The 25,055-nt window shown below is 70.8% G+C and carries 30 protein-coding genes; 17 read left to right on the top strand and 13 right to left on the bottom strand.

Translation table 11 applies throughout. From position 1 onward, the window contains the following. Positions 1 to 21: 21 nt before the first annotated feature. Entirely contained in the window at positions 22 to 1,353 is a 1,332-nt protein-coding gene (locus AB0H78_RS28995; protein ID WP_363237592.1) for an aminotransferase class I/II-fold pyridoxal phosphate-dependent enzyme, read from the top strand. Here AB0H78_RS28995 and AB0H78_RS28990 read toward each other — a convergent pair. Beyond that, a complete protein-coding gene (locus AB0H78_RS28990) occupies positions 1,344 to 2,330 on the bottom strand; it encodes a DMT family transporter (RefSeq protein WP_363237591.1) in 987 nt (328 codons plus the stop codon). The genes AB0H78_RS28995 and AB0H78_RS28990 overlap by 10 nt on opposite strands. A 74-nt stretch (positions 2,331 to 2,404) precedes the next feature. Between AB0H78_RS28990 and AB0H78_RS28985 the strand changes: the two genes are divergently transcribed. Beyond that, positions 2,405 to 3,319: a LysR family transcriptional regulator gene (locus tag AB0H78_RS28985; RefSeq protein ID WP_363237590.1), complete on the top strand. Its 915-nt coding sequence runs from the start codon at positions 2,405 to 2,407 to the stop codon at positions 3,317 to 3,319. Here AB0H78_RS28985 and AB0H78_RS28980 read toward each other — a convergent pair. Next, the gene (locus AB0H78_RS28980) at positions 3,316 to 3,801 is read right to left on the bottom strand and encodes a pyridoxamine 5'-phosphate oxidase family protein (RefSeq protein WP_363237589.1); all 486 of its coding nucleotides are present in this window, start codon (positions 3,799 to 3,801) and stop codon (positions 3,316 to 3,318) included. The two genes, AB0H78_RS28985 and AB0H78_RS28980, sit on opposite strands and share 4 nt — an antisense overlap. A gap of 117 nt (positions 3,802 to 3,918) precedes the next feature. Here AB0H78_RS28980 and AB0H78_RS28975 point away from each other — a divergent pair, with 117 nt between their 5' ends. Further along, on the top strand, positions 3,919 to 4,569 hold the full coding sequence (locus AB0H78_RS28975; RefSeq protein ID WP_363237588.1) for a cysteine hydrolase: 651 nt from the start codon (positions 3,919 to 3,921) through the stop codon (positions 4,567 to 4,569). Here the strand turns inward: AB0H78_RS28975 and AB0H78_RS28970 are convergent. Then, positions 4,556 to 5,005 (bottom strand): Rieske (2Fe-2S) protein, encoded by a 450-nt coding sequence (locus tag AB0H78_RS28970; RefSeq protein ID WP_363237587.1) that lies wholly within the window; start codon positions 5,003 to 5,005, stop codon positions 4,556 to 4,558. The genes AB0H78_RS28975 and AB0H78_RS28970 overlap by 14 nt on opposite strands. Before the next feature lie 32 nt (positions 5,006 to 5,037). Beyond that, positions 5,038 to 6,993 (bottom strand): prolyl oligopeptidase family serine peptidase, encoded by a 1,956-nt coding sequence (locus tag AB0H78_RS28965; protein ID WP_363237586.1) that lies wholly within the window; start codon positions 6,991 to 6,993, stop codon positions 5,038 to 5,040. A gap of 86 nt (positions 6,994 to 7,079) precedes the next feature. Here AB0H78_RS28965 and AB0H78_RS28960 point away from each other — a divergent pair, with 86 nt between their 5' ends. From AB0H78_RS28960 to AB0H78_RS28935, 6 genes are all read left to right on the top strand, one after another. Continuing rightward, positions 7,080 to 7,928 carry a HipA family kinase gene (locus tag AB0H78_RS28960; RefSeq protein ID WP_363237585.1) on the top strand — a complete coding sequence of 283 codons (849 nt, stop codon included), beginning with the start codon at positions 7,080 to 7,082 and terminating at the stop codon, positions 7,926 to 7,928. Continuing rightward, positions 7,925 to 8,308, top strand: a complete 384-nt coding sequence (locus tag AB0H78_RS28955) for a DUF3037 domain-containing protein (RefSeq protein ID WP_363237584.1) — start codon at positions 7,925 to 7,927, stop codon at positions 8,306 to 8,308. Before AB0H78_RS28960 ends, AB0H78_RS28955 begins: the two co-directional genes overlap by 4 nt. 154 nt (positions 8,309 to 8,462) lie before the next feature. Continuing rightward, on the top strand, positions 8,463 to 9,224 hold the full coding sequence (gene fabG / locus AB0H78_RS28950; protein WP_363237583.1) for a 3-oxoacyl-ACP reductase FabG: 762 nt from the start codon (positions 8,463 to 8,465) through the stop codon (positions 9,222 to 9,224). A 17-nt stretch (positions 9,225 to 9,241) separates the two neighbouring features. Further along, positions 9,242 to 10,000, top strand: a complete 759-nt coding sequence (locus AB0H78_RS28945) for an SDR family oxidoreductase (RefSeq protein ID WP_363237582.1) — start codon at positions 9,242 to 9,244, stop codon at positions 9,998 to 10,000. Between the two features lie 111 nt (positions 10,001 to 10,111). Then, positions 10,112 to 10,795: a uracil-DNA glycosylase gene (gene ung / locus AB0H78_RS28940; protein ID WP_363237581.1), complete on the top strand. Its 684-nt coding sequence runs from the start codon at positions 10,112 to 10,114 to the stop codon at positions 10,793 to 10,795. 101 nt (positions 10,796 to 10,896) lie between these two features. Then, positions 10,897 to 11,334, top strand: a complete 438-nt coding sequence (locus AB0H78_RS28935) for a hypothetical protein (protein ID WP_363237621.1) — start codon at positions 10,897 to 10,899, stop codon at positions 11,332 to 11,334. A gap of 13 nt (positions 11,335 to 11,347) precedes the next feature. Here AB0H78_RS28935 and AB0H78_RS28930 read toward each other — a convergent pair whose 3' ends face one another. Beyond that, positions 11,348 to 11,785 (bottom strand): hypothetical protein, encoded by a 438-nt coding sequence (locus tag AB0H78_RS28930; RefSeq protein WP_363237580.1) that lies wholly within the window; start codon positions 11,783 to 11,785, stop codon positions 11,348 to 11,350. Between the two features lie 249 nt (positions 11,786 to 12,034). Here AB0H78_RS28930 and AB0H78_RS28925 point away from each other — a divergent pair, with 249 nt between their 5' ends. Further along, positions 12,035 to 12,940 (top strand): Gfo/Idh/MocA family oxidoreductase, encoded by a 906-nt coding sequence (locus tag AB0H78_RS28925; protein WP_363237579.1) that lies wholly within the window; start codon positions 12,035 to 12,037, stop codon positions 12,938 to 12,940. On the opposite strand, the gene lnt is transcribed toward AB0H78_RS28925, so the two are convergent. Both lnt and AB0H78_RS28915 read right to left on the bottom strand, forming a co-directional pair. Beyond that, positions 12,864 to 14,414 (bottom strand): apolipoprotein N-acyltransferase, encoded by a 1,551-nt coding sequence (gene lnt / locus AB0H78_RS28920; protein ID WP_363237578.1) that lies wholly within the window; start codon positions 14,412 to 14,414, stop codon positions 12,864 to 12,866. The genes AB0H78_RS28925 and lnt overlap by 77 nt on opposite strands. Before the next feature lie 81 nt (positions 14,415 to 14,495). Beyond that, on the bottom strand, positions 14,496 to 14,984 hold the full coding sequence (locus AB0H78_RS28915; protein ID WP_363237577.1) for a nuclear transport factor 2 family protein: 489 nt from the start codon (positions 14,982 to 14,984) through the stop codon (positions 14,496 to 14,498). 52 nt (positions 14,985 to 15,036) lie between these two features. Here AB0H78_RS28915 and AB0H78_RS28910 point away from each other — a divergent pair, with 52 nt between their 5' ends. Both AB0H78_RS28910 and AB0H78_RS28905 read left to right on the top strand, forming a co-directional pair. After that, on the top strand, positions 15,037 to 15,810 hold the full coding sequence (locus AB0H78_RS28910) for a crotonase/enoyl-CoA hydratase family protein (RefSeq protein WP_363237576.1): 774 nt from the start codon (positions 15,037 to 15,039) through the stop codon (positions 15,808 to 15,810). A gap of 15 nt (positions 15,811 to 15,825) precedes the next feature. Next, positions 15,826 to 16,437 carry a flavin reductase family protein gene (locus tag AB0H78_RS28905; protein ID WP_363237575.1) on the top strand — a complete coding sequence of 204 codons (612 nt, stop codon included), beginning with the start codon at positions 15,826 to 15,828 and terminating at the stop codon, positions 16,435 to 16,437. Here the strand turns inward: AB0H78_RS28905 and AB0H78_RS28900 are convergent, their stop codons facing one another. Further along, positions 16,438 to 16,929: an amino acid transporter gene (locus AB0H78_RS28900; RefSeq protein ID WP_363237620.1), complete on the bottom strand. Its 492-nt coding sequence runs from the start codon at positions 16,927 to 16,929 to the stop codon at positions 16,438 to 16,440. Between the two features lie 103 nt (positions 16,930 to 17,032). On the opposite strand from AB0H78_RS28900, the gene AB0H78_RS28895 reads away from it, so the two are divergent. Continuing rightward, positions 17,033 to 17,875 (top strand): peptidoglycan-binding domain-containing protein, encoded by an 843-nt coding sequence (locus AB0H78_RS28895; RefSeq protein ID WP_363237574.1) that lies wholly within the window; start codon positions 17,033 to 17,035, stop codon positions 17,873 to 17,875. A gap of 31 nt (positions 17,876 to 17,906) precedes the next feature. On the opposite strand, the gene AB0H78_RS28890 is transcribed toward AB0H78_RS28895, so the two are convergent. The 3 genes from AB0H78_RS28890 to AB0H78_RS28880 form a co-directional block, all read right to left on the bottom strand. Continuing rightward, the gene (locus AB0H78_RS28890; RefSeq protein ID WP_363237573.1) at positions 17,907 to 18,089 is read right to left on the bottom strand and encodes a hypothetical protein; all 183 of its coding nucleotides are present in this window, start codon (positions 18,087 to 18,089) and stop codon (positions 17,907 to 17,909) included. Between the two features lie 50 nt (positions 18,090 to 18,139). Continuing rightward, positions 18,140 to 19,015, bottom strand: a complete 876-nt coding sequence (locus AB0H78_RS28885) for an undecaprenyl-diphosphate phosphatase (RefSeq protein ID WP_363237572.1) — start codon at positions 19,013 to 19,015, stop codon at positions 18,140 to 18,142. Positions 19,016 to 19,102: 87 nt separating this feature from the next. Then, positions 19,103 to 19,822: a TVP38/TMEM64 family protein gene (locus AB0H78_RS28880; protein WP_363237571.1), complete on the bottom strand. Its 720-nt coding sequence runs from the start codon at positions 19,820 to 19,822 to the stop codon at positions 19,103 to 19,105. A gap of 49 nt (positions 19,823 to 19,871) precedes the next feature. On the opposite strand from AB0H78_RS28880, the gene AB0H78_RS28875 reads away from it, so the two are divergent. From AB0H78_RS28875 to tuf, 3 genes are all read left to right on the top strand, one after another. After that, the gene (locus AB0H78_RS28875) at positions 19,872 to 20,573 is read left to right on the top strand and encodes a DNA alkylation repair protein (RefSeq protein WP_363237570.1); all 702 of its coding nucleotides are present in this window, start codon (positions 19,872 to 19,874) and stop codon (positions 20,571 to 20,573) included. A gap of 57 nt (positions 20,574 to 20,630) precedes the next feature. After that, entirely contained in the window at positions 20,631 to 20,768 is a 138-nt protein-coding gene (locus tag AB0H78_RS28870) for a hypothetical protein (protein ID WP_363237569.1), read from the top strand. A 96-nt stretch (positions 20,769 to 20,864) separates the two neighbouring features. Continuing rightward, entirely contained in the window at positions 20,865 to 22,037 is a 1,173-nt protein-coding gene (gene tuf / locus AB0H78_RS28865) for an elongation factor Tu (protein WP_363237568.1), read from the top strand. Positions 22,038 to 22,088: 51 nt separating this feature from the next. Here the strand turns inward: tuf and AB0H78_RS28860 are convergent, their stop codons facing one another. Together AB0H78_RS28860 and AB0H78_RS28855 are read right to left on the bottom strand one after the other, a co-directional pair. Beyond that, a complete protein-coding gene (locus tag AB0H78_RS28860) occupies positions 22,089 to 23,684 on the bottom strand; it encodes a peptide-N4-asparagine amidase (RefSeq protein ID WP_363237567.1) in 1,596 nt (531 codons plus the stop codon). Positions 23,685 to 23,750: 66 nt separating this feature from the next. Continuing rightward, complete coding sequence (locus AB0H78_RS28855; RefSeq protein ID WP_363237566.1) at positions 23,751 to 24,602, bottom strand: LysR substrate-binding domain-containing protein; 852 nt, start codon at positions 24,600 to 24,602, stop codon at positions 23,751 to 23,753. 80 nt (positions 24,603 to 24,682) lie between these two features. On the opposite strand from AB0H78_RS28855, the gene AB0H78_RS28850 reads away from it, so the two are divergent. Further along, positions 24,683 to 25,045, top strand: coding sequence for a DoxX family protein (locus AB0H78_RS28850; RefSeq protein WP_363237565.1), 363 nt, complete (start codon positions 24,683 to 24,685; stop codon positions 25,043 to 25,045). Positions 25,046 to 25,055: the final 10 nt, after the last annotated feature.

Genomic DNA, 25,055 nt, shown 5'->3' with positions numbered 1-25,055 from the left:
CACTAGTGCATAATCAACTTTGTGCTAGGAGCTTACGGAATCGAAGGTCGCCGCGCAATGGACATTGCCGCGAGCGTGGAGCAGGCCGTAGGGGCGGGCCGGCTCGAACCTGGACAACTGCTGCCCCCGCTCAGGGAGATGGCGACCGAACTGGGCGTGAACCCCAACACCGTCGCGGCTGCCTACCGCACCCTGCGCGACCGCGGGGTGATCGAGACGGCCGGGCGCAGGGGCAGCCGGGTGCGCCCCCGGCCCGCCATCTCCGCGCGCGAATCCATCCGTACGGACGTGCCCGAGGGCGTACGCAATGTCGCCAACGGCAATCCGGACCCGGCGCTGCTTCCTCCGCTCGGTGACGCCCTGGCCGCCGCCGCCCGCCACAACGAGGAGCGGCCGGGTCTCTACGGACAGGACGCCGTCGACCCCGAACTGGCGCGCCTGGCCCGGGAAGCGTTCGATGCCGACGGGGTGCCCGACGGGCGGATCGCCGTGGTGTCCGGGTCGCTGGACGGGATCGAACGCGTCCTGGCCGCGCATCTGCGGTCCGGTGACGCGGTCGCCATCGAGGACCCGGGCTGGGGCGCGCTGCTCGACCTGGTGCCGGCCCTCGGTCTGCGGCCCGTGCCGGTCGCGCTCGACGACGAGGGGCCGCTGCCCGGCGAGGTCGAGCGGGCGCTGCGGGACGGGGCGAAGGCGCTGATCGTCACCGCCCGGGCGCAGAATCCTACGGGCGCCGCGGTGGGCTCCGAGCGGGCGCGCGAGCTGCGGGCCGTGCTCGCCTCGTACCCTTCGGTGCTCTTCGTCGAGGACGACCACGGGCACGGCATCGTCGATCTGCCGCTGCACCCGCTGTCCGGGGTGACGGACAAGTGGGCCTTCGTGCGCTCCACTTCGAAGGCGTACGGACCGGATCTGCGGCTCGCGGTGCTTACCGGCGACGCGGCGACCGTCGACCGGGTCCTCGGGCGTCAGCGGCTCGGACCCGGCTGGGTCAGCAGGTTGCTGCAGTGCGCCGTGGTCCAGCTGTGGAGCACGGGCGCCGTCGATGCGCGGGCGGTCTCCAGGGCGTACGCGAAACGCAGGGACGCGCTGGTGGAAGCCTTGCGGGCGCGGGGCGTCGACGCCCACGGCCGCAGCGGGATGAATGTGTGGGTGCCCGTGCCCGATGAGACGGGAGCCGTCGCCCGGCTGCTGCACGCGGGCTGGGCCGTCGCACCGGGCGCGCGCTTCCGGATGGCGGCCGCTCCCGGCGTACGCCTCACGGTCTCGGGGATGTCCGAGGACGACATCGGGCCGGTGGCCGACGCGGTGGCGTCCGCTGCCGGCCCGGCTCCCGGGAGGCGCTACGACTGAGGCGCCGTACGCTTCCTGGGCCTGGTCTGGGTGAGGGCGGCCCCGGCCAGGACGATGACCGCGCCGACGGGGGTGTTCCAGCCGAGGCTCTCACCGAGCACCGCGACGCCGGCTGCGGTGGCGATGACGGGGATGAAGTACGTCACCATCTGCGCGGTGGTCGGGCCGACTTCGGCGACGAGGCCGTACTGGAGCAGCAGCGCGACCCCGGTCCCGAAGGCGCCGAGTGCCACCACCGCGAGCAGCGGAACCACCGGGAACGAGGTGGGCAGGGTGGTGAACAGCGGGGTGATCAGGGCCAGTTCGAGCGTGGCGACGAAGAGCTGGGAGCCGGTGATCGCGAGGTTGGAACTGCCGGTCGATGCCAGGGTGCGGCGGAGGTAGATCCAGCCGATCGGGTAGCAGAGCGACGCGAGCAGGGCCATCGCGGTGCCCCGGTAGTCCAGTCCCGAGAAGCCCTGCCAGACGCCGAGCACGGTCAGCACACCGAGGAATCCGACGCCGAGACCGGCGACCCGGCGCCGGGTGGGGCGGTCCTCGGAGAGCGCGACCATCGACAGGGCCATGCCCCAGAGCGGCGAGGTGGCGTTGCAGATTCCCGCGAGCGTCGAGGGGATCGTCTGCTCCGCGTACGCGAAGAGCGAGAAGGGCGCCGCGTTCAGCAGCAGGGCCGCGACGGCGAGATGCATCCAGGTGCGGGCGCCGCGCGGCAGCCGGTCGCGCTTGACCGCCATGGCCACGGCGAGGACGGCGGTCCCGAAGAAGAGGCGCCCGAAGGTGACCTGGAAGGGGGCGTAGCCGTCGGTCCCGACCTTGATGAGCAGGAAACTGAAGCCCCAGATGAGGGAGAGCACGGCGAAGCGGATGCGCCAGTCGACGGTGCGGCGGGGGGTGGCCGGGGTCGGGGTGGTCGCGGTGGTGGTGGTCGGGGCGGCGGGCGGTGCTGAAACGGTCCGGTGCGGGGTCGCTGTGCTCATGGGAACAGCTTGCCGGGAGATGACGTCGTAGCACAATCGAGAAAAGGTGGACTCGTTCCCTTAGTATTGCTTACATGTTGAATCTGGAGCGCCTGCGCACCCTCGACGCGGTGGCCCGTCACGGCTCGGTGAGCGGGGCGGCCGAAGGGCTGCATGTGACCACCTCGGCCGTCTCCCAGCAACTGACCAAGCTGGAGCGGGAGGCCGGTCAGCCGCTGCTCGCGAAGAACGGCAGGGGCGTGCGGCTCACCGACGCGGGACGGCTGCTCGCCGACCATGCGGCGCGGATCCTGTCCCAGGTGGAGATCGCCCAGTCCGACCTGGAGGCGCAGCGCGGCCGGGTGGTGGGCGACCTGCGGCTCGCGGCGTTCCCGACGGGCGCGCGCGGACTCTTCCCGGCCGCGCTCGCCGCGCTCCGCGCCGAACATCCGGCGCTCCGGGTCTCTTCCCAGGAGATGGAAGGCGAGGACTCGGTGCGGGCGGTGGTCCGGGGTGATCTCGATGTCGCGGTCGTCATCGACTGGTACAACAAGCCGACACCGATGCCCGACGGCATGGCCAAGCGCGCGCTCCTGGACGACTTCGCGGATGTCGCGATGCCCGCAGATCATCCGCTGGCCGGCCGCGCCGAGGTGGACCTGGAGGACTTCGCCGAGGACGAGTGGATCACCTGGCCGGAGGGGGAGTTCTGCTGGGAATGGCTGATGTTCACCCTCGGCGGCAAGGGGATCGAGCCCAAGGTCGCCCATGTCGCGGGCGAGCACGCGACCCAGATGGCGCTGATCGCCGCGGGTCTGGGGGTGGCGATCGCGCCGCGTCTGGGGCGCGGGCCCCTGCCGAGCGGGGTCGTCGCCGTACCCGTACGGTCCGCGATGTGCCGTCATGTGTACGCGATCTGGCGTGCCGACGCCGATCGCAGGCCCTCGATCCGGGCTGTGGTGGACGCCCTGCACACGGCCGGGACCGAGGTGCAGGCCACCCAGCCCTAGCCGAGTTTGCGGAAGTCCCAGGAGACGATCGACTCCGGAGTCAGGCGCAGCCACGCGTGGCGGCCGTCGTGCGGCATGGTGTCCAGGCCGAAGTTCTTCGCCGCGAACTGCCGCTCGGGGGCGTCGAGTTCGGGGCACGTCGCGCCCGTACGGGGGGCCTCGCCGACGAAGACCGCGGTGCCGGAGAGCTCCACCCCGCGCAGTTCCCCGTACTCCACCCCGTCGTCGACGACCACCGCGAGACGGGGGTCGGCGGTCAACTGTGCCCAGCGGCGGCTGCGGGTGATGGAGTACAGCCACAGCGATGTTCCGTCCCAGGCGTACCAGAGCGCGCCGACGTGCGGGCGGCCGTCGGCGGAGACGGTCGCCACCCGGCAGGTGCGCTGCTCGGCGAGGAAGGTGTCCCGTTCCTCGTCCGTCATCATGATCCGGCGTCCCCGGCGCTGCGGCTGGGGCTGCTGCTGGGACTGTGCGACGGTCATCTGGCTTCCTCTCCCGGCTTTCTGACTGGGTGTCAGAAATCATGGAGTCTCTTCCGCCATCGCGCAATGGGGGTTACTGTCACGCGCCCGGACCCGACCAGACACGGGGGACGACCCATGCCGACGCAAGAACAGCTCGCCGAGCAGCTCACCCCTGCCAGCACGGTCCTGCTCACCATCGAATGCCAGCAAGGCGTCGTCGGACTCGACAGCGCGCTGCCCGAACTGGCCAAGGAAGCCCGCTCGTCGGGTGCTCTGCAGAATGTCGCGCGGCTGGTCGAGGGCGCGCACGAAGCAGGCGTACAAGTGCTGCACGCGGTTGCCGAACGACGCCCCGACGGGCGTGGCGCCAATCACAACGCACGGCTGTTCCGCGCGGCCGAGCGGCTGCCCGTACAGCAGCACTCCGGATCGCGCGCCGTACGGATCGCGGAGCCGATCGTGGTGGCCGAGGAGGACCTGGTCGTACGGCGGCTGCACGGTCTGTCGCCCATCGCCGGCACGGACGTGGATCCGCTGCTGCGCAATCTGGGGTGCCGGACGCTCGTCGTGGTCGGGGTGTCGTCGAACGTGGCCATTCCCAACGCGGTGTTCGACGCGGTCAACCTCGGCTACACCGTGGTGGTCGCGTCGGACGCGATCGCGGGGGTGCCCGCCGACTACACCCCCGCGATGATCCGCAACACGCTCGCGCTCGTGGCCACCGTCGCGGCCACCGACGACGTACTCGCGAGCTGGCAGTGGCCGCGGCGCGTCAGCCGAGCGTGATCGAGTCCCCCTGCACCGTGATGGCAGCGGCGGGCAGGGGCTGGGTGGCGGGGCCGTGCTTGACGCTGCCGTCCGCGGCGTCGAACTGACTGCCGTGGCAGGGGCAGCTGATCGTGCCGTTGCTGATCTTCGAGACGGCGCAGCCCTGGTGGGTGCACTTGGACGAGAAGGCCTTGAACTGGCCCGCCGTCGGCTGGGTGACCACCACGCCCTGATCCGCGAAGACCTTGCCACCTCCCTCGGGGATGTCGGCGGTCTTCGCGAGGGCGCCGCCCTTGCCGTCGGCCCCGGCCGGTGCCGGTTTCACGGCGTCGCCTCCCCCTGTCTTGTCGGAACTGCCGCATGCGGTGAGTGCGGCGGCGATGCCGGCCGCGCCCACCGCGGAGACGACGGTCCGGCGGCCGTAGGTGTGCAGGGGCTCCTGTGATGAGGTCATGCCGACCTGTACGGACGGCGGCCGCGTGTCGTTCAGAGTTTCAACGACTTTTTGAGGAAGGCGAGTTCCAGGAGGAGCAGGTTGTCCGCCACGCCCGGCCGGCCCACAAGGTGCCCGGTGCCGGAGAGCGGCAGCACCGTGTGCGGCCGTCCGGCGGCGAGCAGGGCGGCCGAAAGACGCAGGGTGTGGACCAGATGGACGTTGTCGTCGGCGAGTCCGTGGACCAGCATCAACGGGCGTGTCAGCCGGTGCGCGTGGGGGAGCAGCGAGGAGCGCTCGTACGCCTCGGGTTCCTCCTCCGGGAGGCCGAGGAAGCGCTCCTCCCAGTAACTGTCGTACAGCGCGCGGTCGGTGGGCGGCGCCCCCGCGACGGCCGCATGGAACACATCGGGCCGGTGCAGCACCGCGCCCGCCGCCAGATAGCCGCTGAACGACCAGCCGCGGATCGCGACCCGCTCCAGGTCCAGGGCGTCATGGCGTTCGGCCGCCGCGTGCAGGGCGTCGATCTGGTCCTCCAGTACGGGACCGAGCCGGTCCCCGACGATCGCCCGCTGCCAGGCGACGCCCCGGCCCGGGGTACCGCGGCCGTCCGTGGCCAGCACGGCGAAGCCCTGCTCGGCGAACCACTGGCAGACGGCCGTGTACCAGACGCGGGCCTGCGTCACGACCTGCATGCCCGGGCCGGCGTACGGACTGAGGAGGACCGGAAGTGCGGGCGAGCCCGCCTCGTACCACGACGGGAGGTGGAGGCGGCTGCGCAACTGCCGCTTCCCGAGGGTCAGATGGATCGGCCGGGGGACGACCAGGGGTTCCTCGGTGAGGACCGCGATCCGGCCTGCCGGCTTCCCCGCGTGCAGCACCGTCACCTTCTGACCGTCCGGGGTACGGCTGTCCAGGACGAGCGTGTCGCCTCCGGCGGCGGCCGTGTGCGCCCCCGGCTCGTGGGTGAGCCGGGTGAAGCCGCTGTCCCGCTCGTACGACCAGACGTGGGTCTGCGTCGGCTCCTCGCTCGCGGTGAACAGGACCCGCTCGCCCTCGGTGGCCAGCACTTCGCGCACCTGAAGCCCGTGCGGGCTCAGAGCCTCGGCGATCCGGATCCCGCGGGTGTCGCCGAGCACGGCGGACATCACCGGCGTACCTGATGCGGTGAAGGCAGGCGTTCCCGGCGGGAACTCCACCCACGCCTCGTCCGTCACCTGCGCCAGCAGCCCGGTGTTTCCTGTCGCCGGGTCGATGCCGAGGATCCGCACCGTGCGCTGGTCGCGGGACTGGAGGCTCACCACAGGGCCTGCGGGCCCCCAGCCGGCCGTGAGGAGGTACTCGAAGGTGAGGTCGAGCGGCGTGTGCCCGCCCTCCACGGTCAGCAGGTGAAGTGACGTCCGGGCGTTGGGGGTGCCCGCCGCCGGATAGCGGGCCACGCGCGGCGGCCGGTCCGGATGGAAGGGGTCGGCGATGTACCTGCGGTGGACCATCGTCGGGTCGACCCGGGCCACCAGCAGCGCGTCGCTCCCCGGCGACCACCAGAAGCCGCGGGTCCTGCCGATGGAGGCGGTCGCGGTGTAGTCGGCGAGACCGTACGTCACCTCGTCGCCCTCGGGCGCGGCGAGCAGCCGGTCGTGCGTCCCGTCGGTGCGCACGACCCGCAGCGCGCCCCCGCTGACATACGCGATCAGTGTCCCGTCGGGCGAGGGCCGCGGGTCGCTCACCGGACCGGCGGCCGGGATGCGGCGCGGGACCGTGCCGTCTGTGGCCGCGGTCCAGAGTGCGCCGTCGGCCGCGTACGCGATCACGTGCCCACTGCGGTCGGTCGCGTACGCATCCGCCGCCCGCGCCAGCATCCGCTCCGTCCCGTCCTCGTGGAGCCAGAGCTCACCGGAGCGCAGGAACAGTACGCGCAGGCCGTCCGGGGAGACGGTGAAGTCGCGCGGGGCGCCGAGCGTGAAGCGGCGGGTGCGGGCGAACTGGCGGGGGAATGCTTCGGTGTCCATGGGCTCCATCGGTTTCCTTCGGCAGGGGTCGGGCGGTCGGAAAAACAAGTGATCGTCGGCCTGCGTCCCCGAAGTAACCTGGCGCCATGCTCACCGAAGTCACAGCGACCCGCTATGTCACGCCCTTGCGTGAGGGCGGCTCGCTTCCGGGGATCGTCGAGGCCGACGATCTCGGTACGTACGTCATGAAATTCACCGGCGCGGGACAGGGCCGCAAGACCCTCGTCGCCGAGGTCATCTGCGGGCAGCTGGCCCGCAGGCTGGGGCTGCGCATTCCCGAGCTCGTACAGATGGAGCTCGATCCGGTCATCGGACTCGGCGAGCCGGACCAGGAGGTGCAGGAGCTGCTCAAGTCGAGCGGCGGGCTGAACCTCGGCATGGACTATCTGCCGGGCTCGATCGGCTTCGACCCGCTCGCCTACGAGGTGGGGCCCCAGGAGGCCGGACGGATCGTCTGGTTCGACGCCGTCATCAACAATGTCGACCGCTCCTGGCGGAACCCCAACATGCTGGTCTGGCACGGCGATCTGTGGCTCATCGACCACGGAGCCACCATGATCTGGCACCACAACTGGCCGTCCGCGAAGAACTACGGGACGAAGGTGTACGACGCTTCGGACCACGCGCTGGCGCCGTTCGCACCGGATGTCGCCGCCGCGGCGGCCGAGCTCGCGCCCCTGGTCACCGAGGAGTTGCTGACCGCGTGTGCCGCCGACGTACCCGACGTCTGGCTGGCGGACGAGGAGGGCTTCGCGACCACCGACGCGCTCCGGCGTGCCTATGTGGAGGTGCTCCTCGAGCGAGCCGCGGGCATGCATGAACGCATCAACTTCGGCCCGCCGACCGCGGCCAAGCCCTCGAACGCACCGGGCTGGCTGGCTGATCGTCTCACGCCCCGGCCGCAACCGGCAATGAAGAAGGACGGCGGCCAGTGAGCAAGCGGGACGTTTTCGAGTACGCACTCGTGCGGGTGATGCCGAGGGTGGAACGCGGTGAGGTGTTCAACGCAGGCGTGGTGGTCTACTGCCGCGCGAAGTCCTTCGTCGCAGCCCGTACGCATCTGGACGAGGCGAAGCTCGCCGCGCTGGACCCGGGGGCCGATGTCGCCGGGGTACGCGCCGCGCTCCGCGCCGTCGAGGGGATCTGCGGTGGCGGGGAGGGGGCGGGGCAGGCGTCGGGCGACGACCCGGGCCGCCGCTTCCGGTGGCTGATCGCGCCGCGCTCCACGGTCGTACAGCCGGGTCCTGTGCACACCGGGCTGACCCTGGACCCGGAGGCGGAGCTGGAGCGGCTGCTCGCGTTGCTGGTGCACTGAGGCGCGGGGCATCGGCTGTGCACCGGGTGTGATCTTCGCTGCTGATCCCTGGGGCCGTTGACACGGAGTGCCAGGCCTTCTAGCGTCTCGATTGCTGATACTAAGCGGTTGCTCAGTGATCGAGAGCCGCGATCCAAGGGCGAGGAGAACCAGGATGTCCACCACCGAGCAGCGCGTTGCCATCGTGACCGGGGCGGCGCGCGGCATTGGCGCCGCCACCGCCGTACGACTGGCGGCGGAGGGCCGTGCCGTAGCCGTACTCGACCTCGACGAGGCGGCCTGCAAGGACACGGTCGAGAAGATCACCGCGGCCGGCGGCAAGGCTCTCGCCGTCGGCTGTGACGTCTCCGACAGCGCCCAGGTGGAGGCTGCCGTGGCGCGCGTCGCCACCGAGCTCGGCGCCCCGACGATCCTCGTCAACAACGCCGGTGTGCTCCGCGACAACCTCCTCTTCAAGATGAGCGAGTCCGACTGGGACCTCGTGATGAACGTGCACCTCAAGGGCGCGTTCCTGATGGCCAAGGCCGTCCAGAAGCACATGGTGGACCAGAAGTTCGGCCGGATCGTCTCGCTCTCATCGAGCTCCGCGCTGGGCAACCGCGGCCAGGCCAACTACTCGGCCGTCAAGGCCGGTCTGCAGGGCTTCACCAAGACCCTCGCCAAGGAGCTCGGCAAGTTCGGCATCACCGCGAACGCCGTCGCACCCGGCTTCATCGTCACCGAGATGACCGCGCAGACCGCGGCCCGCGTCGGCATGGGCTTCGAGGAGTTCCAGGCCGCGGCCGCCACACAGATCCCGGTGCAGCGCGTCGGACACCCCGAGGACATCGCCAACGCCATCGCCTTCTTCACGGGCGAGGACGCCGGCTTTGTCTCCGGACAGGTCATGTACGTCGCCGGCGGACCGCTCAACTGATCGGGGAGAGGGCCGACATGACTGCCGTACAGGACAGTGGAAAGACCGCGCTCATCACGGGCGCGAGCCGTGGTATCGGCTACGGGATCGCCGAGGCGCTCGTCGCGCGCGGCGACCGCGTGTGCATCACGGGACGCAACGAGGACGCCCTCAAGGAGGCCGTCGAGAAGCTCGGCAGCGACCGGGTGATCGGTGTCGCGGGCAAGGCCCACGACCTCGACCACCAGGCGGTCGCGGTGGAGCGCACCATGGAGGCGTTCGGGCGCGTCGACTACCTGGTCAACAACGCCGGTACGAACCCGGTGTTCGGCCCGATGGCCGAGCTCGACCTGAACGTCGCCCGCAAGGTGTTCGAGACCAACGTCATCTCGGCGCTGGGTTTCGCACAGCAGACGTGGAAGGCATGGCAGAAGGAGAACGGCGGGGCGATCGTCAACATCGCCTCGGTCGCCGGACTTTCGCCTTCGCCTTTCATCGGCGCGTACGGCATGAGCAAGGCGGCGATGGTCAATCTGACCCTCCAGCTGGCGCACGAGTTCGCACCGGTTGTGCGGGTCAACGCCATCGCGCCCGCCGTGGTGAAGACCAAGTTCGCCCAGGCGCTGTACGAGGGCCGTGAGGCGGAGGCCGCCGCGGCCTACCCGCTGGGGCGCCTCGGTGTGCCCTCGGACATCGGGGGCGCGGCCGCGTTCCTGACCTCCGACCAGTCGGACTGGGTCACCGGGCAGACGCTGGTCGTCGACGGTGGCATCTTCCTCAACGCCGGTGTGCACTGACCGGTCGTTTTCTGCACACGGCCCCGGGCGACCCAGTCGCCCGGGGCCGTTGTCAGTGGTCGCGGGTAGGTTCTGCTGTTGAGAACAGAACCAAAACCGGAGGTTGTTGACGTGACCGACACCGACATGCTGCCCGAGTCCTGGCGCGGCGTCCTCGGGGACGAGCTGCAGAAGCCGTACTTCAAGGAGCTCACCGAATTCGTCGAGGGCGAGCGGGCGGCCGGGCCGGTCTACCCGCCGCGCGACGAGGTCTTCGCCGCGCTGGACGCCACGCCGTACGACAGGGTGAAGGTGCTGGTCCTCGGTCAGGATCCGTACCACGGCGAGGGGCAGGGGCACGGGCTGTGCTTCTCGGTGCGTCCCGGGGTGAAGACCCCGCCCTCCCTGCGGAACATCTACAAGGAGATGAAGGAGGAGCTCGGGCACCCGGTCCCGGACAACGGCTATCTGATGCCGTGGGCCGAACAGGGTGTGCTGCTGCTCAACGCGGTGCTGACGGTGCGCGCTTCGGAGGCCAACTCCCACAAGGGCAAGGGCTGGGAGAAGTTCACCGACGCCGTGATCCGCGCGGTCGACGCGCGCCCCGACCCGGTGGTCTTCGTCCTGTGGGGAAACTACGCGCAGAAAAAGCTGCCGCTGATCGACGAGGAGCGGCACATCGTGGTCAAGGGAGCGCACCCCTCCCCGCTCTCCGCGAAGAAGTTCTTCGGTTCGCGCCCCTTCACCCAGATCGACGAGGCGGTCGCGGCGCAGGGACACGAAGCGATCGACTGGCGGATCCCGGACCTGGGCTGAGCCGGATTGTCAGTGGCTGCGGCTAGCGTCTGTACACAGGCACGGACGAGAAGGAGCCGGCAGTGACGGAGCAGCGGCAGGAGGCGTCGGACGACGCCGTCATGACGAGGATCGGGCAAGTGATGATGCTGCTCCACGGCGGTGACCGGGAAGAGGCTCGCAACCGCTTCGGCGCCCTGTGGTCGGAGATCGGCGAGGACGGCGACGCACTGCACCGCTGTACCCTCGCCCACTACATGGCGGACACCCAGGACGACCCGGAGGACGAACTCCTCTGGGACCTGAGGGCGTTGTCCGCCGCCCAGGGGCTGGACGACCAGCGGGTGGACCAGCATCACGCCGGGCTCGCGGTCCGGGGCTTCTATCCGTCACTGCATCTCAACCTGGCTGCCGACTATCTGAAGCTGGAGCGTCGCGAGGCCGCGCGGAGCCATCTGGCCCGCGCGCGCTCCGCGTCGGACGCGCTCGCCGACGACGGGTACGGAGACGGGGTCCGCGCGGCGATCGACCGCCTGGAGTGGCGGCTGGGGGAGAACTGACCGGCCCGGCCGGTCAACCACCGTACGTCTGGCGGCAGATGCGCGCCTGAGGGCTGTCGGGCTGCCAGCCGCCGTAACTCTGGCCGAGTGCGCAGACGTCGGAGGAGGTGGCGGGAACCGCCGGCTCGATACGCGGCGCTGGCGGCGTCCGGCGCTTCGTGGCCGTCCCGGTGCGGGGCGCCGCCGGCCGGTCGGGACGCCGGGTCCTGGGTGCTTGAGGGGCCGAAGGCGACGAAGGAGGGGTGTCCGCTCTCTCCGGCGGTGCGGCCGCCTCCAGCGCTTCGATCGCCGGCGCCTGGACGATCTGCGGTTCCACGTACGGGGCGGGCTTGGTCGGCGCCGACTGCGGAGACGGTGCGGGCGCGGGCGGCGACGCGACGGCCATACAGCCGGAAACGGCCGATACGGCCAGGCCGGCCAGGAGTGTCACGGTGATTTTCTTCTGGTGCACGGACGCAACTCTGGTGCCTGTGCGGCCCGTCGGGGAGCCCGCGGCCCAAGGTTGGCCCGCACGGGTGACGGCGGTCGCCGCCGTGACCGGTGGCCGCCGGTCCCCTCGCGAACCGGCGGCCACCGCGGCACACGTATGCTGCCCAGGCACAGCACCAGGACATAACGCCCCGTGTCACGGGGGACCGCGGCGTCGGCCGTCGGTGTCTCAGCCCCGGGAACATGCGGTGCCACAGAGAGGGAGGCCCCTGTGAAGGTCGGCTGCATCGGGCTCGGAGACATCGCGCAGAAGGCCTATCTGCCCGTGCTCACCACCCTGTCGGGGGTGGAACTGCATCTGCAGACCCGCACTCCGGCCACCCTTGCCACGGTCGCGGGGACCCACCGGATCCCGTCCGGGCAGTGCCACACCGACCTCGACTCGCTGCTCGCGCAGGGCCTCGACGCCGCGTTCGTGCACGCGCCCACCGCCGTGCACCCCGAAATCGTCACGCGGCTGCTCGAAGCGGGTGTGCCGACGTACGTGGACAAGCCGCTCGCCTACGAACTGGCCGCCTCACAGCGGCTGGTGCACCTCGCCGAGGAGCGCGCCACCAGCCTGGCCGTCGGCTTCAACCGCCGCCTCGCGCCCGGCTACGCGCAGTGCGCCGAGCACCCGCGCGAGCTGATCCTCATGCAGAAGAACCGGGTCGGCCTCCCCGAGGACCCGCGCACCCTCGTGCTCGACGACTTCATCCACGTCGTGGACACCCTGCGCTTCCTGGTGCCGGGCCCCGTCGAGCACATCGACGTAAGGGCGCTGATCCTGGAGGGCCTGATGCACCATGTGGTGCTCCAGCTCTCCGGCGACGGTTTCACCGCGATCGGCACGATGAACCGGATGAACGGTTCCACGGAGGAGATCCTCGAAGTCTCCGGCCAGGACACCAAGCGGCAGGTGATCAACCTCGCCGAGGTCGTGGACCACAAGGGCCAGCCGACCGTGCGCCGGCGCGGCGACTGGGTGCCGGTGGCGCGCCAGCGCGGGATCGAGCAGAGCGTGCACTCGTTCCTCGAAGCCGTACGGGCGGGGAAGGTGCTCAGCGCCCAGGACGCGCTGCTGACTCATGAGCTGTGCGAGCGAGTGGTGCAACAGGCTCTGGAGCAGGCCGCCTGAACGACCGTACGGCGGTCATCGCGCAGAACAGGGCGAGTACGGCCACCGCGCCGTGCACCGCCCAGTCGCCGAACCTGACGTACAGCGTGGTGCCGTGGGCGAGCGGGATGTCGTAGACCGCCGCGGTGTCGCGGTCCGTGCCCAGCCAGGGACCGGCCTTGCGCCCGTCGGGCCCGTACACCGCGCTCACCCCGGTGAGCGTGGCGTGCACCATGGGCCGGCCCGTCTCCGCCGCCCGCAGCGCCGAGAGCGAGGCGTGCTGCTCGGGCGCCCAGCTGTGCTGGAACGAAGAGGTCGCCGACTGGGCGATCAGCAGCTGCGCCCCGTCCTTGGTCAGCTGCCGGGTCATGTCGGGGAAAGCGGACTCGAAGCAGACCAGCGGCCCCACCCGCAGTCCGTCGGGCAGCTTCATGATCACCTGGTGGGTCCCGCGCATCCGGTCCTCGCCCGCGGCCTTGCCGACCGAGGTCGCCCAGCCCAGGAGCGAACGGGCCGGGATGTACTCGCCGAAGGGGACCAGGCGCATCTTGTCGTAGCGGTCGCCCGTCGGCCCGTCCGGGCCGACCAGCACCGAGCTCTTGAAGATGCCGGGCTTGTCGGAGCGCCGGGCATCCACATTGACCAGGATGTCCGCGCCGACCAGCCGGGAGAGCGAGGCGATACGGCCGGCCAGCTCGGGGCTGGTCGCGAGGTCCTGGCCGACGCTGCTCTCGCCCCACACCACCAGATCCACGTCCTGCCCGGCGAGCCGCCGGGTGAGCGCCTCCTCGCGGGCGAACCGCGCCTCGGGCGTGGCGACAACTCCCGGCTGGACCACGGCGATCCTGCTCCGGCCGCTCTCCTCGGGCCTCGGGGCCCAGACCGAGACGGCCGTGGTGATCAGCGCGCAGCCCACGATTCCCGCAGCGGCAGCCGTACGGGCCGACTCCGCGATCAGCAGCGCGAGCACTCCGGTGTTCACCGCCACCACCAGCAGACTCACCAGCCACACCCCGCCGACGGACGCCAGGCGCAGCGCCGGGCCGGCATCCCACTGGCTGGAGCCGAGCATCCCCCAGGGGCCGCCCAAGCCCTGCCAGGACCGCACCAGTTCCGCCATCAGCCAGCCGGAGGGGACGACAAGGAGCGCGGCGGCGACCCGGCTCGGAGCGGGCGCGCCGCCGAGCAGGTGGCGTACCAGCCAGCCCCAGGGCGCCCAGAGCAGCCCGAGCAGGGCCGCCAGGACGACGATGAAGACCGTGAGGCTCGGCATCAGCCAGTGGTGCACGGCGATCATGAGGCCGGTGCCGCCGAGCCAGCCGTCCAGCGCAGCCCGCCGGGCCGTGGGCGCGGACCGGATCAGCAGCATCCACGGGACCAGCGCCACGTAGGCGAACCACCACAGCGACGGCGCCGGGAACGCGAGCGCGGGCAGCGCCCCGGCCAGCAGGGCGAGACCGCCGCGCCACCAGGACGAGACCAAGAACCTCTGCATCCCGCGCCTCCCTTTCTCTGTGCTCCTCCTCAGTGTGAGGGAGCGGCGCGATCATGAACAGTGGGTGGTACGCCGGGCGCGTCAGCCCGCCGTGGCGAGCGCCCCCGTAGTACGCCGCCACTTCTCGTGGACGACGACCTTGTGGATCCGCCAGCCGCGGTCGGTGCGCAGCAGGCTGAACGCGTAGCGTCCGCCGGATTCGAAGTTCGGCTCCGTGGACCGGTCGTCCTCGTCGTCGGGCGACCGCAGCCGCATCGGATTGACGTAGTCGGCCTGCAGTTCGGCGCGGTCGCCCGGATAGCCGCCGAGATCCTGGATGTGCAGCCGCCTGTTCACGATCAGGTGCTGGCGCACCGGGAAGAGGCGCATCATTTCGGCGAGCCAGTCGGCGACCTCCACCGCGGGCCCTTCGATTCCGCCGGACGTACGGTAGTCGGCACGGCCGGCCGGGGTGAACAGACCGCGGTAGTCCGCCCATTCGCCGTCGTCGACCGCCACCGCGTATCCGGTGATCAGTTCGTCGATGTCGAGGCGGTCCATCACGGTCGCGAGTTCCACGCGCTGCGTCATCGGCTCAGTGTCGGGCAGGAGTGCCGCCAGGCCAAGAGGAAGGTCCAGAGGATTGTCTGTACGAATCGAACGCAGGGGGCCCGTCACCACGGTCGTGCTCGCCCGTCCGGAGGTGCGCAATGCGGTCGACGGGCCCACCGCCCGGCAACTCGCCGCAGCCTTCCGGGAGTTCGAGGCGGACCCGGAGGCCGCGGTGGCCGTGCTCTGGGGCGAGGGCGGCACGTTCTGCGCGGGCGCCGACCTCAAGGCGATGAGCACCGGGCGCCGCAACGACGTCACGGAGACCGGCGACGGGCCGATGGGCCCCACCCGGATGCGGCTGACGAAACCGGTCGTCGCGGCCGTGGCCGGTCACGCGGTCGCCGGCGGTCTGGAGCTGGCGCTCTGGTGCGATCTGCGGGTGGTCGAGGAGTCCGCGGTGTTCGGGGTGTTCTGCCGGCGCTGGGGCGTACCGCTGATCGACGGAGGGACCGTACGGCTGCCACGGCTGATCGGGGCGAGCCGCGCCATGGATCTGGTCCTCACCGGGCGGGCGGTGGACGCGGCGGAGGCGTACGCCATCGGACTCGCCAACCGGATCGTCCCGGACGGGAGCGCCAGAGCGGCCGCCGAGGAACTTGCCGCCGAGATCGCCGCCTTTCCCCAGGCCTGCCTGCGGGGCGACCGGCTCTCGCTGCTCGAACAGGAGGGGCTGGAGGAGGCGGAGGCGATGCGGGGCGAGCTGAGCCACGGCCTGAGGTCGCTGGAGCAGGCGGGCGAAGGGGCCGCCCGTTTCGCGGCCGGTGCCGGCCGGCACGGGTCCTTCGGGGACGCGGAGGAGCGCTGAACGATACTGGATGCCATGCGCATCGATTTCGACCCCGCCACGGTCTCCCGCAACGACTTCTACCGGCTCCTCACCGCCACCGTCGTCCCCAGGCCCATCGCCTGGGTCTCCACCACCTCGGCCGACGGCACCGACAACCTCGCGCCGCACTCCTTCTTCACCATCTCCAGCGTGGAGCCGCCGATCGTGCAGTTCACCTCGGTGGGCCGCAAGGACTCGCTGCGCAACGTCGAGGCGACCGGTGCCTTCGTGGTGAACCTGGCACCGGAGCCGCTCGCCGCGCAGATCAATGCCACCGCGACCGACTTCCCGCACTCCGTCAGCGAGTTCGACGCGGTCGGCATCGCACGCGAGCCCAGCCTGCGGGTGAAGCCGCCGCGGGTCGCCGCGTCCCCGGTCGCCCTGGAATGCGAACTGCACAGCACCCTGCGTCTCGGAGACTCGACGGTGGTCTTCGGGCGGGTGGTGCACGCGGCCGTCGACGCGTCCGTACTGACCGACGGGCACCCCGAGATCGCCGAGATGCGGCCGCTCGCGCGGCTCGGCAAGAACGAGTGGGGCACCTTCGGAGGCGTGCTCGACATCGCCCGGGTGCCGTACGAGAACCCGGTGACCCGGCAGAACTGATCAGAAGTGCGTCACGATGCCGAACGCCTCGCGCAGCCTGGCCATGTCGTGCAGGTCGCGGTCGGCGGGCTCGTACCCCTGGTGGAAGAAGACCTGCTGTGCGGCGGAGATGCACGGCACCGTCGTCCCTGCGACCGTGCCGGTGACGAAGCACTCGGCGGGGTACGGAAAAGGCTTGCCGGGATCGAATGACCGCTGCAGCGCCGATCCGTCCGGCGCGAAGGCCAGGGGATGCAGATCGATTTCCTGGCCTTGTGCGTGCACCATCACGAACCGCACCGGCCGCTGGTCCAGCGTCTCGGTGAACCCGGCCCCGGCGAGGGCCGTCAGCAGTTCCTGCTCCTGTTCCTGACGGTGCAGCAGGTCGAGATCGCGGTGGTCCCGCCCCTGGTCTCCTACGAGGGCGTCGATGCCCCAGCCCCCGGCGACCCAGCTGTCGACGCCCGCCCGGCGCAGCAGCGCGAGCACGGACAGAAGGTCCTCGGCGGTCATCACATCTGCACGTTATCGGAGGCCTCGTGCTGACCCCCGAGGGGCCCGGTCGTTGAACACGGCGGCGGCGCACCGCCGTTCACGCCGACCGGAGGGAATCACGATGACATCAGCGCAGTGGAGGCGGCTCGTCGACCACGTAGTGGCCGTACCCGAGCAGATCTACGAGACCTGGACCAGCTCCGAGGGCTGGAACAACATGACCAGGTTCGGGAAGGAGTACGGCGAGAACGGCGTCAGCTGGTGCGTGATCTTCAACTGGGACATGTACCACGACGTCGGCCTCGACGCGGTGGTCCCCAAGGTCGACAACGTCACCGTCTTCTCCGACTGGGCGAAGAAGCGCGGCCAGTGGTCCGGCTATCCGTCGGTCGGAGCCTGGGTGAACCTCGGCGGCGGCGCGCACACCGAGCTGGTCGTCGGATTCGACGCCGACACCGTCTTCACCAAGGGCGGCAACAGCGTCCGCGCCGGAGCCGCCGACAACGGGCAGGGCAACGGGGTCTGGTCCCACGCCACTCCCCGGCGCAGCGCCCGCGTCGTCGGCTACTTCGCCCCGCACTTTCCCGACGGCCAGTGCCCGCCGACGGCCGACCCGTCCGATGCGCGCGGAGGCAGGGCCGTCGCCTCCTGGCGGCATGCGCCCGGTACGCCGGCGCCCGCCGTGTCGCTGGCCCACGTCGTCCACGCGGCCCGCCACGACCCCCCGGCGCCCGAGGGCAGCGCCACCCATCACGGCGACGTACTGATCGTGGAGAAGGCGCTCAGCGCCGAGGGGCTCCTGCCGCGGCAGTACGTCGACGGAAGCTTCGGCACCAGGACCGTCGACGCCTATTCCGCCTGGCAGCGCCGCTGCCACCTCACGGGCCCGGCAGCCGACGGCATCCCCGGCCGGCAGACCCTGGCCCGGCTCGGCGCCCAGCACGGCTTCACCGTCACCGCCTGAGCGTCACGGCCCGAGAGACACCGGCTGAGCACTAGGCCGCTGCGGAGTCCTCGGCCTTGAGCGCGGCGGTGTACCCCTTGCGGAGCCGGCGGTACTCCTCGCTCTCCCCGGCGCTCAGCGTCCGTCCGTACCGGGACCGCAGGAACTCGCGGATCGCCTCGTTCCACACGGCGCTGGGCCGCGGGGAAGCGGGAAGGGCAGAAGGTGCGGACATGGGCCAAGGCTAGCGGTCGGGGCCGCCGGCCGTCTGCACCGGACGCGTGCTCAGCCCCCGGCAGGGCCCGCGTCCGGACTCAGCACACCGAAGCCGATCAGGAAGAACAGGACGATACCGAGCACGATCCGGTAGACCACGAACGGCATGAAGCTCTTGCTGGAGATGTACTTCATGAACCAGGAGATAACGGCATATCCCACGATGAAGGCGATGAGCGTCGCGAAGGCGGTGGGCCCCCACGCGATATGTCCGCTCTCGCCCGCGTCCTTCAGCTCGAACACGCCCGATGCCAGCACCGCGGGGATCGCCAGCAGGAACGAGTAACGCGCCGCCGCCTCCCGGGTGTAGCCCATCAGCAGGCCGCCGCTGATCGTCGCGCCGGACCGCGAGACCCCGGGGACCAGCGCCATCGCCTGGCAGATGCCGTAGACGAGACCGTCCCTGACACTCAGATCCCGGAGCGACTTGCGCTCCTTCGCGGCCCTGTGGCGGCCGCCGGACTCGTCACGGGCGGCGAGGCGGTCGGCGACGCCGAGGACGATGCCCATGGCGATTAGGGTGACGGCGATGACGCGCAGATCGCGGAAGCTGGTGTCGATCTGGTCCTTCAGTACGACACCGAGCACGCCGATGGGGATCGAGCCCACGATGACCAGCCAGCCCATCCGGGCATCGTGGTCGCCGCGCAGCGAGCGGTCGGTGAGCGAACGGAACCAGGCCGAGACGATCCTGGCGATGTCCTTGCGGAAATAGATCAGGACCGCGGTCTCGGTGCCTATCTGGGTGATGGCCGTGAACGCGGCCCCCGCGTCCGGCCAGTCGGCGAAGGCCGAGGCGAGGCGCAGATGGGCGCTGGAGGAGATGGGCAGGAACTCGGTCAGCCCCTGTACGAATCCGAGGACGAACGATTCGAACCAAGACATGGGTGAGGGCCGTCCAAGGTGGGTCAAAGGGTGATCGGTCGGGGGCACACTAGCGCCCCAAAATGACCGGCCCGCGACGGCCCCCGGTTAGCGCTGCTCAGCGGCCCCGTGCAGACGGTGCCGCTTGCGCCAGGCGACCGCCGCCGCGCCCGCGCCCGTCACCACGATGAATCCCATGGCGATCAGGAAGGTCGGCGAGGTCGGCGAGGACGCCGTGCTGCCGGCGACGACGTACGCCGCCGTGTTCGGCAGCGAGCCGACCCCGGTCGCCACGAGGAACGACGTCCAGCCCATACGGGAGACCGCGGCGCAGTAGTTGGCGGCGGCGAACGGCACCCCGGGGAAGAGCCGGAGCGCCAGCATCGAGCGGAAACCGTGTCGGCTCAGCTGCCCGTCCGCCGCCTTCAGCCACCGGCCCTTGAGCAGCGGCCGCAGCGCCTCCTGCCCCAGCACCCGGCCGAGGCCGAAGGCGATCCCGGCACCGAGGACCGTTCCCGCGATGGCCGCCCCGAGCCCCGCCACCGTGCCGAAGAGCGCGCCCGCGGCCAGATTGAGGAGCGGGCGGGGTACGAACGCCGCGGTGCACACGCCGTAGGCCAAGCCGAACAGGACCACCGCGGCGCCGCCGCTCACCGCCGGCGGCCAGCCGGAGGAGAGCAGGCGCTGCGGCTGGAAGAGAACCATGGTGGTCGCGGCCGCCAGCAGGATCAGTACCAGCAGGGAGAGGCGCGAACGGGGGGAGAGCAGAGCTCTGGAACAACGCGCTGCGAAGCCGGCGGACTGCGGCTGGGTGGCGGTCTGGAGCATCCGGGGAGCGTAACCGACATGTGGGTGTGATCGCCGTAATGTGTATCGCATGACGATCGCGGGGACGCCGTCGAGTGCGCTCGCCGACACCGTGCTGGAGCGCCTCACCACCGTGTATCCCGCTGCCGCGAACCCGTTTCGCGCCGCGGAGATGACCGCGTACATGAAGGGCATCGCCCCGTACCTCGGCATCCGCACACCGCTCCGCCGCGAGCTGTCCCGGACGGTTCTCGACGGGATCCCGCGCCCGGATCAGACGGACTGCACGGCGATCGCTCTGCGCTGCTGGGAGCTGCCGGAGCGTGAGTACCACTACTTCGCCGTCGACTACCTGCGCCGGCATGCCAAGAGCTGCGGCCCGGACTTCCTGCCGGTGGCCAGGCGCCTGGTCACCACCACCTCCTGGTGGGACACGGTGGATCATCTCGCCGCACACGTCGTGGGCCCGCTCGTCGCCGCCGACGGCGAGCTGAGAGCCGTCATGGACGAGTGGATCGTCGACCAGGACCTGTGGGTCGCACGCACCGCGCTGCTCCACCAGCTCCGCTACAAGGAAGCGACCGACGCCGACCGGCTCTTCGACTACTGCCTGCGCCAGTCCGGACACACCGACTTCTTCATCCGCAAGGCGATCGGCTGGTGCCTGCGCGAATACGGCAAGACGGACCCCGGCGCGGTGCGCGCGTTCGTCGCCGCATCGGACTCGCGCCTCTCGCCGTTGTCGGTGCGCGAAGCCCTGAAGAACCTGTAACCGCCGTACGGGAAAACCATTCGACGTGCCCCGGCCTCCCGGGGCATGATCAGCCCCATGTTCCGGTATGTCTTCCTCGCAGCGCGGGCCGCAGTCGCGGCAGCGCCGAAGGCTGCCGCTTTCACCGATGCCACCGCAGCAGCCACCGCAGCAGCATTCGCTGCGGCAGCGCCCTTCGGCGGCGCCCGAAGCTGACCCTTCCCGGATCGTCCGGCGGACCCCGCAGGGGGAGGGTCGGCCAGGCCAGGGGGTCCCACCACGCTTCGAGTTCCTTGAGGGAAGAAAACAGCCATGCCCAAGACGGCATACGTGCGCACCAAGCCGCACCTGAACATCGGCACCATGGGCCACGTCGACCACGGCAAGACCACCCTGACCGCCGCCATCACCAAAGTCCTCGCCGACCACGGCTCCGCCGCCTACGTCCCGTTCGACCGCATCGACCGGGCCCCCGAGGAGGCGCTGCGCGGCATCACCATCAACATCGCGCACGTCGAGTACGAGACCGACACCCGCCACTACGCCCATGTCGACATGCCGGGTCACGCCGACTACGTCAAGAACATGGTCACCGGCGCCGCCCAGCTGGACGGGGCGATCCTCGTCGTCTCCGCGCTCGACGGGATCATGCCGCAGACCGCCGAGCACGTCCTGCTCGCCCGCCAGGTCGGCGTCGACCACATCGTCGTCGCCCTCAACAAGGCGGACGCGGGGGACGACGAGCTGACCGACCTGGTCGAGCTGGAGGTCCGCGACCTGCTTTCCGCGCACGGGTACGGCGGGGACACGGTCCCGGTGGTCCGCGTCTCCGGCCTCAAGGCCCTTGAGGGCGACCCGCGTTGGACGGCGTCGATCGAGGCGCTGCTGGACGCGGTCGACACGTACGTACCGATGCCCGAGCGCTATGTGGACGCGCCGTTCCTGCTGCCGGTGGAGAACGTCCTGACCATCACCGGTCGCGGCACGGTCGTCACCGGCGCCGTCGAGCGCGGCACCGTACGCATCGGGGACCGTGTGGAGGTTCTCGGCGCGGACACCGAGACGGTCGTCACCGGCCTGGAGACCTTCGGCAAGCCGATGACCGAGGCGCAGGCGGGGGACAACGTGGCGCTGCTGCTGCGCGGTCTGCCGCGTGACGCGGTGCGCCGCGGCCATGTGGTGGCGGCGCCCGGCAGCACCACGCCGACCAGGCGTTTTGCCGCGCAGGTGTACGTCCTGTCGGCGCGCGAGGGGGGCCGGACGACTCCGGTCTCCACCGGCTACCGGCCGCAGTTCTACATCCGTACCGGCGATGTCGTCGGCGATGTGGACCTGGGCGAGGCGGCGGTCGCGCGTCCCGGCGACACGGTCACCATGACCGTCGAGCTGGGTCATGACGTACCGCTGGAAGTGGGCCTCGGCTTCGCGATCCGCGAAGGCGGGCGCACGGTCGGCGCGGGCACGGTGACCGAGGTGCTCGGCTAGGGCGCCCGACTGCGGGGCCCGGATCCTGTGGGGTCCGGGCCCCGCAGTGCGTCAGCAGCGCGTACGGTCTAGCGTCAACATGCCCTGTTCCGTGCGTAGTTCGCGGTCGTAGCAGAGCGCCGGGCCATAAGCGCGATAGCGCTCCGAGGTGACGCCGACGGCGTGTCGCTCCTCGCGTGGCGCGCTCGATGCGTAGGAGGCGTCGCCGGTGTAGGTGTCGTCGAGCACGCTCCACTCCTTGCCGCTGCTCTGCGCGGACCGGTCGCCGAGGGTGATCACGGTGCGGAGGCGGTCGTCCGTACCGAGGGTCACGGTGCCGTCCATGGTGTACGTGCGGTCGGTGCGGGTCGCGTGCCCGCCCGTCCCTACGTTCTCCCGGTCGTTCCAGGTGGCCTTGATCGCATCGGTGTCCTCGCTCGCGGTCCACTGGTGCGCGGAGCGGGAGGTGAGGGTGCGGGTGACGGTTGTCGTGATGCGGCCGTGCGAGGTGTCGAGGTATCCGGAAGTGGTGAGGCTGTGGCCGCCCTTGTTGTCGAGGCGGTTGAGTTCACCGGCCGGGGCGGGGGTGTACGTCGTGGCGTTGGTGAGCGGGCCCGCCGTGCTGTGGGTGAGCGCGCCCGTCACGTGGGCGCGGCCCGCGTCCTGCCAGGCGAGTACGTTGACCGAGGGGCTCCAGCCGCTCTGATCTGCGGGGACGCCCAGGACGGATGCCTCGATGCGGTGCGGTCGGCCGTCGTTGAGCAGCCCTGCGAACGGCGTGAGGTCGTACTCGATGGGCTTGACGTCGAAGGCCCGCGGTCCCGGGATGACGTACCAGAGGAAGGGGTTGGACCAGCCGCCGGTCCAGACGTTGGGGAAAGGGGCGGCGATTCCGGCGAGTTGGCCGTCGACCCTGATCTGCACCTCGCGGTAGGGGCCGTTGTCCGCCTTGCAGGAGTAGCCCGCGGCGGTGGGTACGGTCAGGTACCAGGTCTCCTCGCAGCCGCCGCCGGAGCCGGTGGCGTACACCTCGGCGAGCAGGCGTTCGGTGTTGCGCGGCGTGGTGAGGGTGCCGTCCGCGGCCGGGGTCAGGATGCGGTCGGGGGTGCGTGCGGGGCGGGTCGAGGGGGCGGCCGCGTAGAACGTCAGGGTCACCTTGGTGTCGATGACCCCGGTGTAGGTGTCGTTCACGGTGTTGCCGATGAGCATGGAGACGGGCTGCGGGGAGCGCAGCGTGGCGCTGTAGCGGGTGACGTCCTTCTCGACGTTCCAGGCGATGCCGTCCGGGGAGGGCTCGGGGGTCGAGGTCTGCAGGACGAGCACGCCGCCGATGTGCAGCGAGCCCAGCCGGTCGTACTGCCGTCCCTTGACCTTGCCCTCGAGCCGCAGTACGACCTTGCTCCAGCGGTCCCCGCACCCCTCGGGCGGCGTGTAGGTGCCGGTGTACGGCGTGAAGTCGCGGAACTGGGCCTCGGCGACGGTGACTTCACATGCTGTGGTGTGCGGCCTGGTCACGGGCGGTGCCGCGGTGACCGGGTCGTGCCAGTCCGTTCCGAACTCGGCTGGCGGGGAGGGTGGTTGGGTTGCAGCAGAGGCAACACCCGGCGTGAGAAAGGTGCTTGCCGCGAGGATCGCCCCGGCGAGCATGGACATGACGCGTCTCTTCATGGGCGCTGTTCTACGACACGGCCCTTGACCGGCGCAACGGGTGGGTCCCGTGGTGCGCGGCGGTTTTCAGTCGCCGTAGGCGGTGGTCGCGAGCCGCAGGAACGAGCGGATCAGCGGATTCGTGTCACCCGCGTTCCATGCCGCCACGACACGGCTCGGCTCCATGTCGGTCAGTGGCACCACGGCCAGCCCCTGGCCCGGGGAGTGGCCGAGGACGGTGATGCCGATCGTGCCGTTCCAGAGAACGGCCTGCCGGCATTCCTGGACGGCCCGCACCACAGGCCCCTCACGGGGCTCGCCGCCGTTCCAGTACGACTGCCAGAGCGGATCGGTGCCCTCCGGGAACAGGAACCAGCGGCGGTCGGCCAAGTCGGCCAGTTCCAGGCGGTCTTGGCGGGCCAGCGGATCGTCGGTGCGCAGCAGTGCGCCCACCGGATCGGCGCGCAGCTCGTGCAGGTCCAGGCCGGTGTCGTCGAACGGCCCACGGGTCAGGGCGACATCCACCAGTCCGGCATGCAGCCCGCAGGTCGGGTCGGTCAGATCGGTCTCACGGATGCGGATCTCGACGTGCGGGTGCCGTTGGCGGAAGAGGTCGGCCAGCCGCGTCGCGTCCGGGTCGCCGCTGTCGCCCAGGATGCCGACGGTGAGGGTCGCGGCCCCGGCCGCCGCGGCCACGCGGTCGCGCACCCTGGTCGCCTGGTCGAGCAGGGCGCGTGCCTCGTCGAGCAGCACCGCACCCACGGGGGTGAGCGTCACGCCGGCGGGTGACCGCTCCAGCAGTACCGCACCGACCTCGTTCTCCAGCTGCTTGATCGCCCGGCTCAGCGGCGGCTGGCTCATGTGCAGTCGGGCAGCGGCCCGCCCGAAGTGGAGTTCCTCGGCGACCGCCACGAAGTAGCGCAGCGTACGTAGCTCCATGCTGCGACGATACCCGTACGGTATCGGGGCCGCAGGATCGGTCTTGGACAGTCGCGGCGTCCCGGCTGTGCAATCGAACGGTGAACATCGCATATTGGATCGTCGCCGGCCTCCTTTCGCTCTTCTATCTCTACGGGGGCGGGGTGAAGGTGGTCCGGAGCCGCGAACAGCTCCGGCCGATGATGGCGTGGGTGGACACCACCCCGATGCCGGCCGTCAGGGCCATCGGGGTGGTCGAAGTGCTCGGTGCGCTCGGGCTGGTCCTCCCGCCGCTGACCGGCGTCGCACCGTGGCTGGCCCTGGTCGCGGCAGTCGGTTTCGTCGTGCTGCAACTCGGCGCCGTCCGCGTCCACTTGAAGCTCGGAGACCGGCAGATCGCCCTCAATGCCACGCTCATCGCTGTTTCGGTCGCCGCGGTCTGGCTGTCGACGACCTGGGTGTGAAGACGGAGCC

Source organism: Streptomyces sp. NPDC050738 (genome assembly GCF_040654175.1).
GTDB lineage: Bacteria > Actinomycetota > Actinomycetes > Streptomycetales > Streptomycetaceae > Streptomyces.
Note: the sequence above shows the minus strand (reverse complement) of the source record. Positions and strands in the feature narration are given on the sequence as shown.

What these genes read in the sequence shown, in the direction of transcription:
- AB0H78_RS28990 (WP_363237591.1), bottom strand. Translation starts at nt 2,330, where the DNA reads ATGAGCACAGCGACCCCGCACCGGACCGTTTCAGCACCGCCCGCCGCC.
- AB0H78_RS28985 (WP_363237590.1), top strand. Translation starts at nt 2,405, where the DNA reads ATGTTGAATCTGGAGCGCCTGCGCACCCTCGACGCGGTGGCCCGTCAC.
- AB0H78_RS28980 (WP_363237589.1), bottom strand. Translation starts at nt 3,801, where the DNA reads ATGACCGTCGCACAGTCCCAGCAGCAGCCCCAGCCGCAGCGCCGGGGA.
- AB0H78_RS28975 (WP_363237588.1), top strand. Translation starts at nt 3,919, where the DNA reads ATGCCGACGCAAGAACAGCTCGCCGAGCAGCTCACCCCTGCCAGCACG.
- AB0H78_RS28970 (WP_363237587.1), bottom strand. Translation starts at nt 5,005, where the DNA reads ATGACCTCATCACAGGAGCCCCTGCACACCTACGGCCGCCGGACCGTC.
- AB0H78_RS28965 (WP_363237586.1), bottom strand. Translation starts at nt 6,993, where the DNA reads ATGGACACCGAAGCATTCCCCCGCCAGTTCGCCCGCACCCGCCGCTTC.
- AB0H78_RS28960 (WP_363237585.1), top strand. Translation starts at nt 7,080, where the DNA reads ATGCTCACCGAAGTCACAGCGACCCGCTATGTCACGCCCTTGCGTGAG.
- fabG (WP_363237583.1), top strand. Translation starts at nt 8,463, where the DNA reads ATGTCCACCACCGAGCAGCGCGTTGCCATCGTGACCGGGGCGGCGCGC.
- AB0H78_RS28945 (WP_363237582.1), top strand. Translation starts at nt 9,242, where the DNA reads ATGACTGCCGTACAGGACAGTGGAAAGACCGCGCTCATCACGGGCGCG.
- AB0H78_RS28935 (WP_363237621.1), top strand. Translation starts at nt 10,897, where the DNA reads ATGACGAGGATCGGGCAAGTGATGATGCTGCTCCACGGCGGTGACCGG.
- lnt (WP_363237578.1), bottom strand. Translation starts at nt 14,414, where the DNA reads ATGCAGAGGTTCTTGGTCTCGTCCTGGTGGCGCGGCGGTCTCGCCCTG.
- AB0H78_RS28915 (WP_363237577.1), bottom strand. Translation starts at nt 14,984, where the DNA reads ATGACGCAGCGCGTGGAACTCGCGACCGTGATGGACCGCCTCGACATC.
- AB0H78_RS28905 (WP_363237575.1), top strand. Translation starts at nt 15,826, where the DNA reads ATGCGCATCGATTTCGACCCCGCCACGGTCTCCCGCAACGACTTCTAC.
- AB0H78_RS28900 (WP_363237620.1), bottom strand. Translation starts at nt 16,929, where the DNA reads ATGACCGCCGAGGACCTTCTGTCCGTGCTCGCGCTGCTGCGCCGGGCG.
- AB0H78_RS28895 (WP_363237574.1), top strand. Translation starts at nt 17,033, where the DNA reads ATGACATCAGCGCAGTGGAGGCGGCTCGTCGACCACGTAGTGGCCGTA.
- AB0H78_RS28890 (WP_363237573.1), bottom strand. Translation starts at nt 18,089, where the DNA reads ATGTCCGCACCTTCTGCCCTTCCCGCTTCCCCGCGGCCCAGCGCCGTG.
- AB0H78_RS28885 (WP_363237572.1), bottom strand. Translation starts at nt 19,015, where the DNA reads ATGTCTTGGTTCGAATCGTTCGTCCTCGGATTCGTACAGGGGCTGACC.
- AB0H78_RS28880 (WP_363237571.1), bottom strand. Translation starts at nt 19,822, where the DNA reads ATGCTCCAGACCGCCACCCAGCCGCAGTCCGCCGGCTTCGCAGCGCGT.
- AB0H78_RS28875 (WP_363237570.1), top strand. Translation starts at nt 19,872, where the DNA reads ATGACGATCGCGGGGACGCCGTCGAGTGCGCTCGCCGACACCGTGCTG.
- AB0H78_RS28870 (WP_363237569.1), top strand. Translation starts at nt 20,631, where the DNA reads ATGTTCCGGTATGTCTTCCTCGCAGCGCGGGCCGCAGTCGCGGCAGCG.
- tuf (WP_363237568.1), top strand. Translation starts at nt 20,865, where the DNA reads ATGCCCAAGACGGCATACGTGCGCACCAAGCCGCACCTGAACATCGGC.
- AB0H78_RS28860 (WP_363237567.1), bottom strand. Translation starts at nt 23,684, where the DNA reads ATGAAGAGACGCGTCATGTCCATGCTCGCCGGGGCGATCCTCGCGGCA.
- AB0H78_RS28855 (WP_363237566.1), bottom strand. Translation starts at nt 24,602, where the DNA reads ATGGAGCTACGTACGCTGCGCTACTTCGTGGCGGTCGCCGAGGAACTC.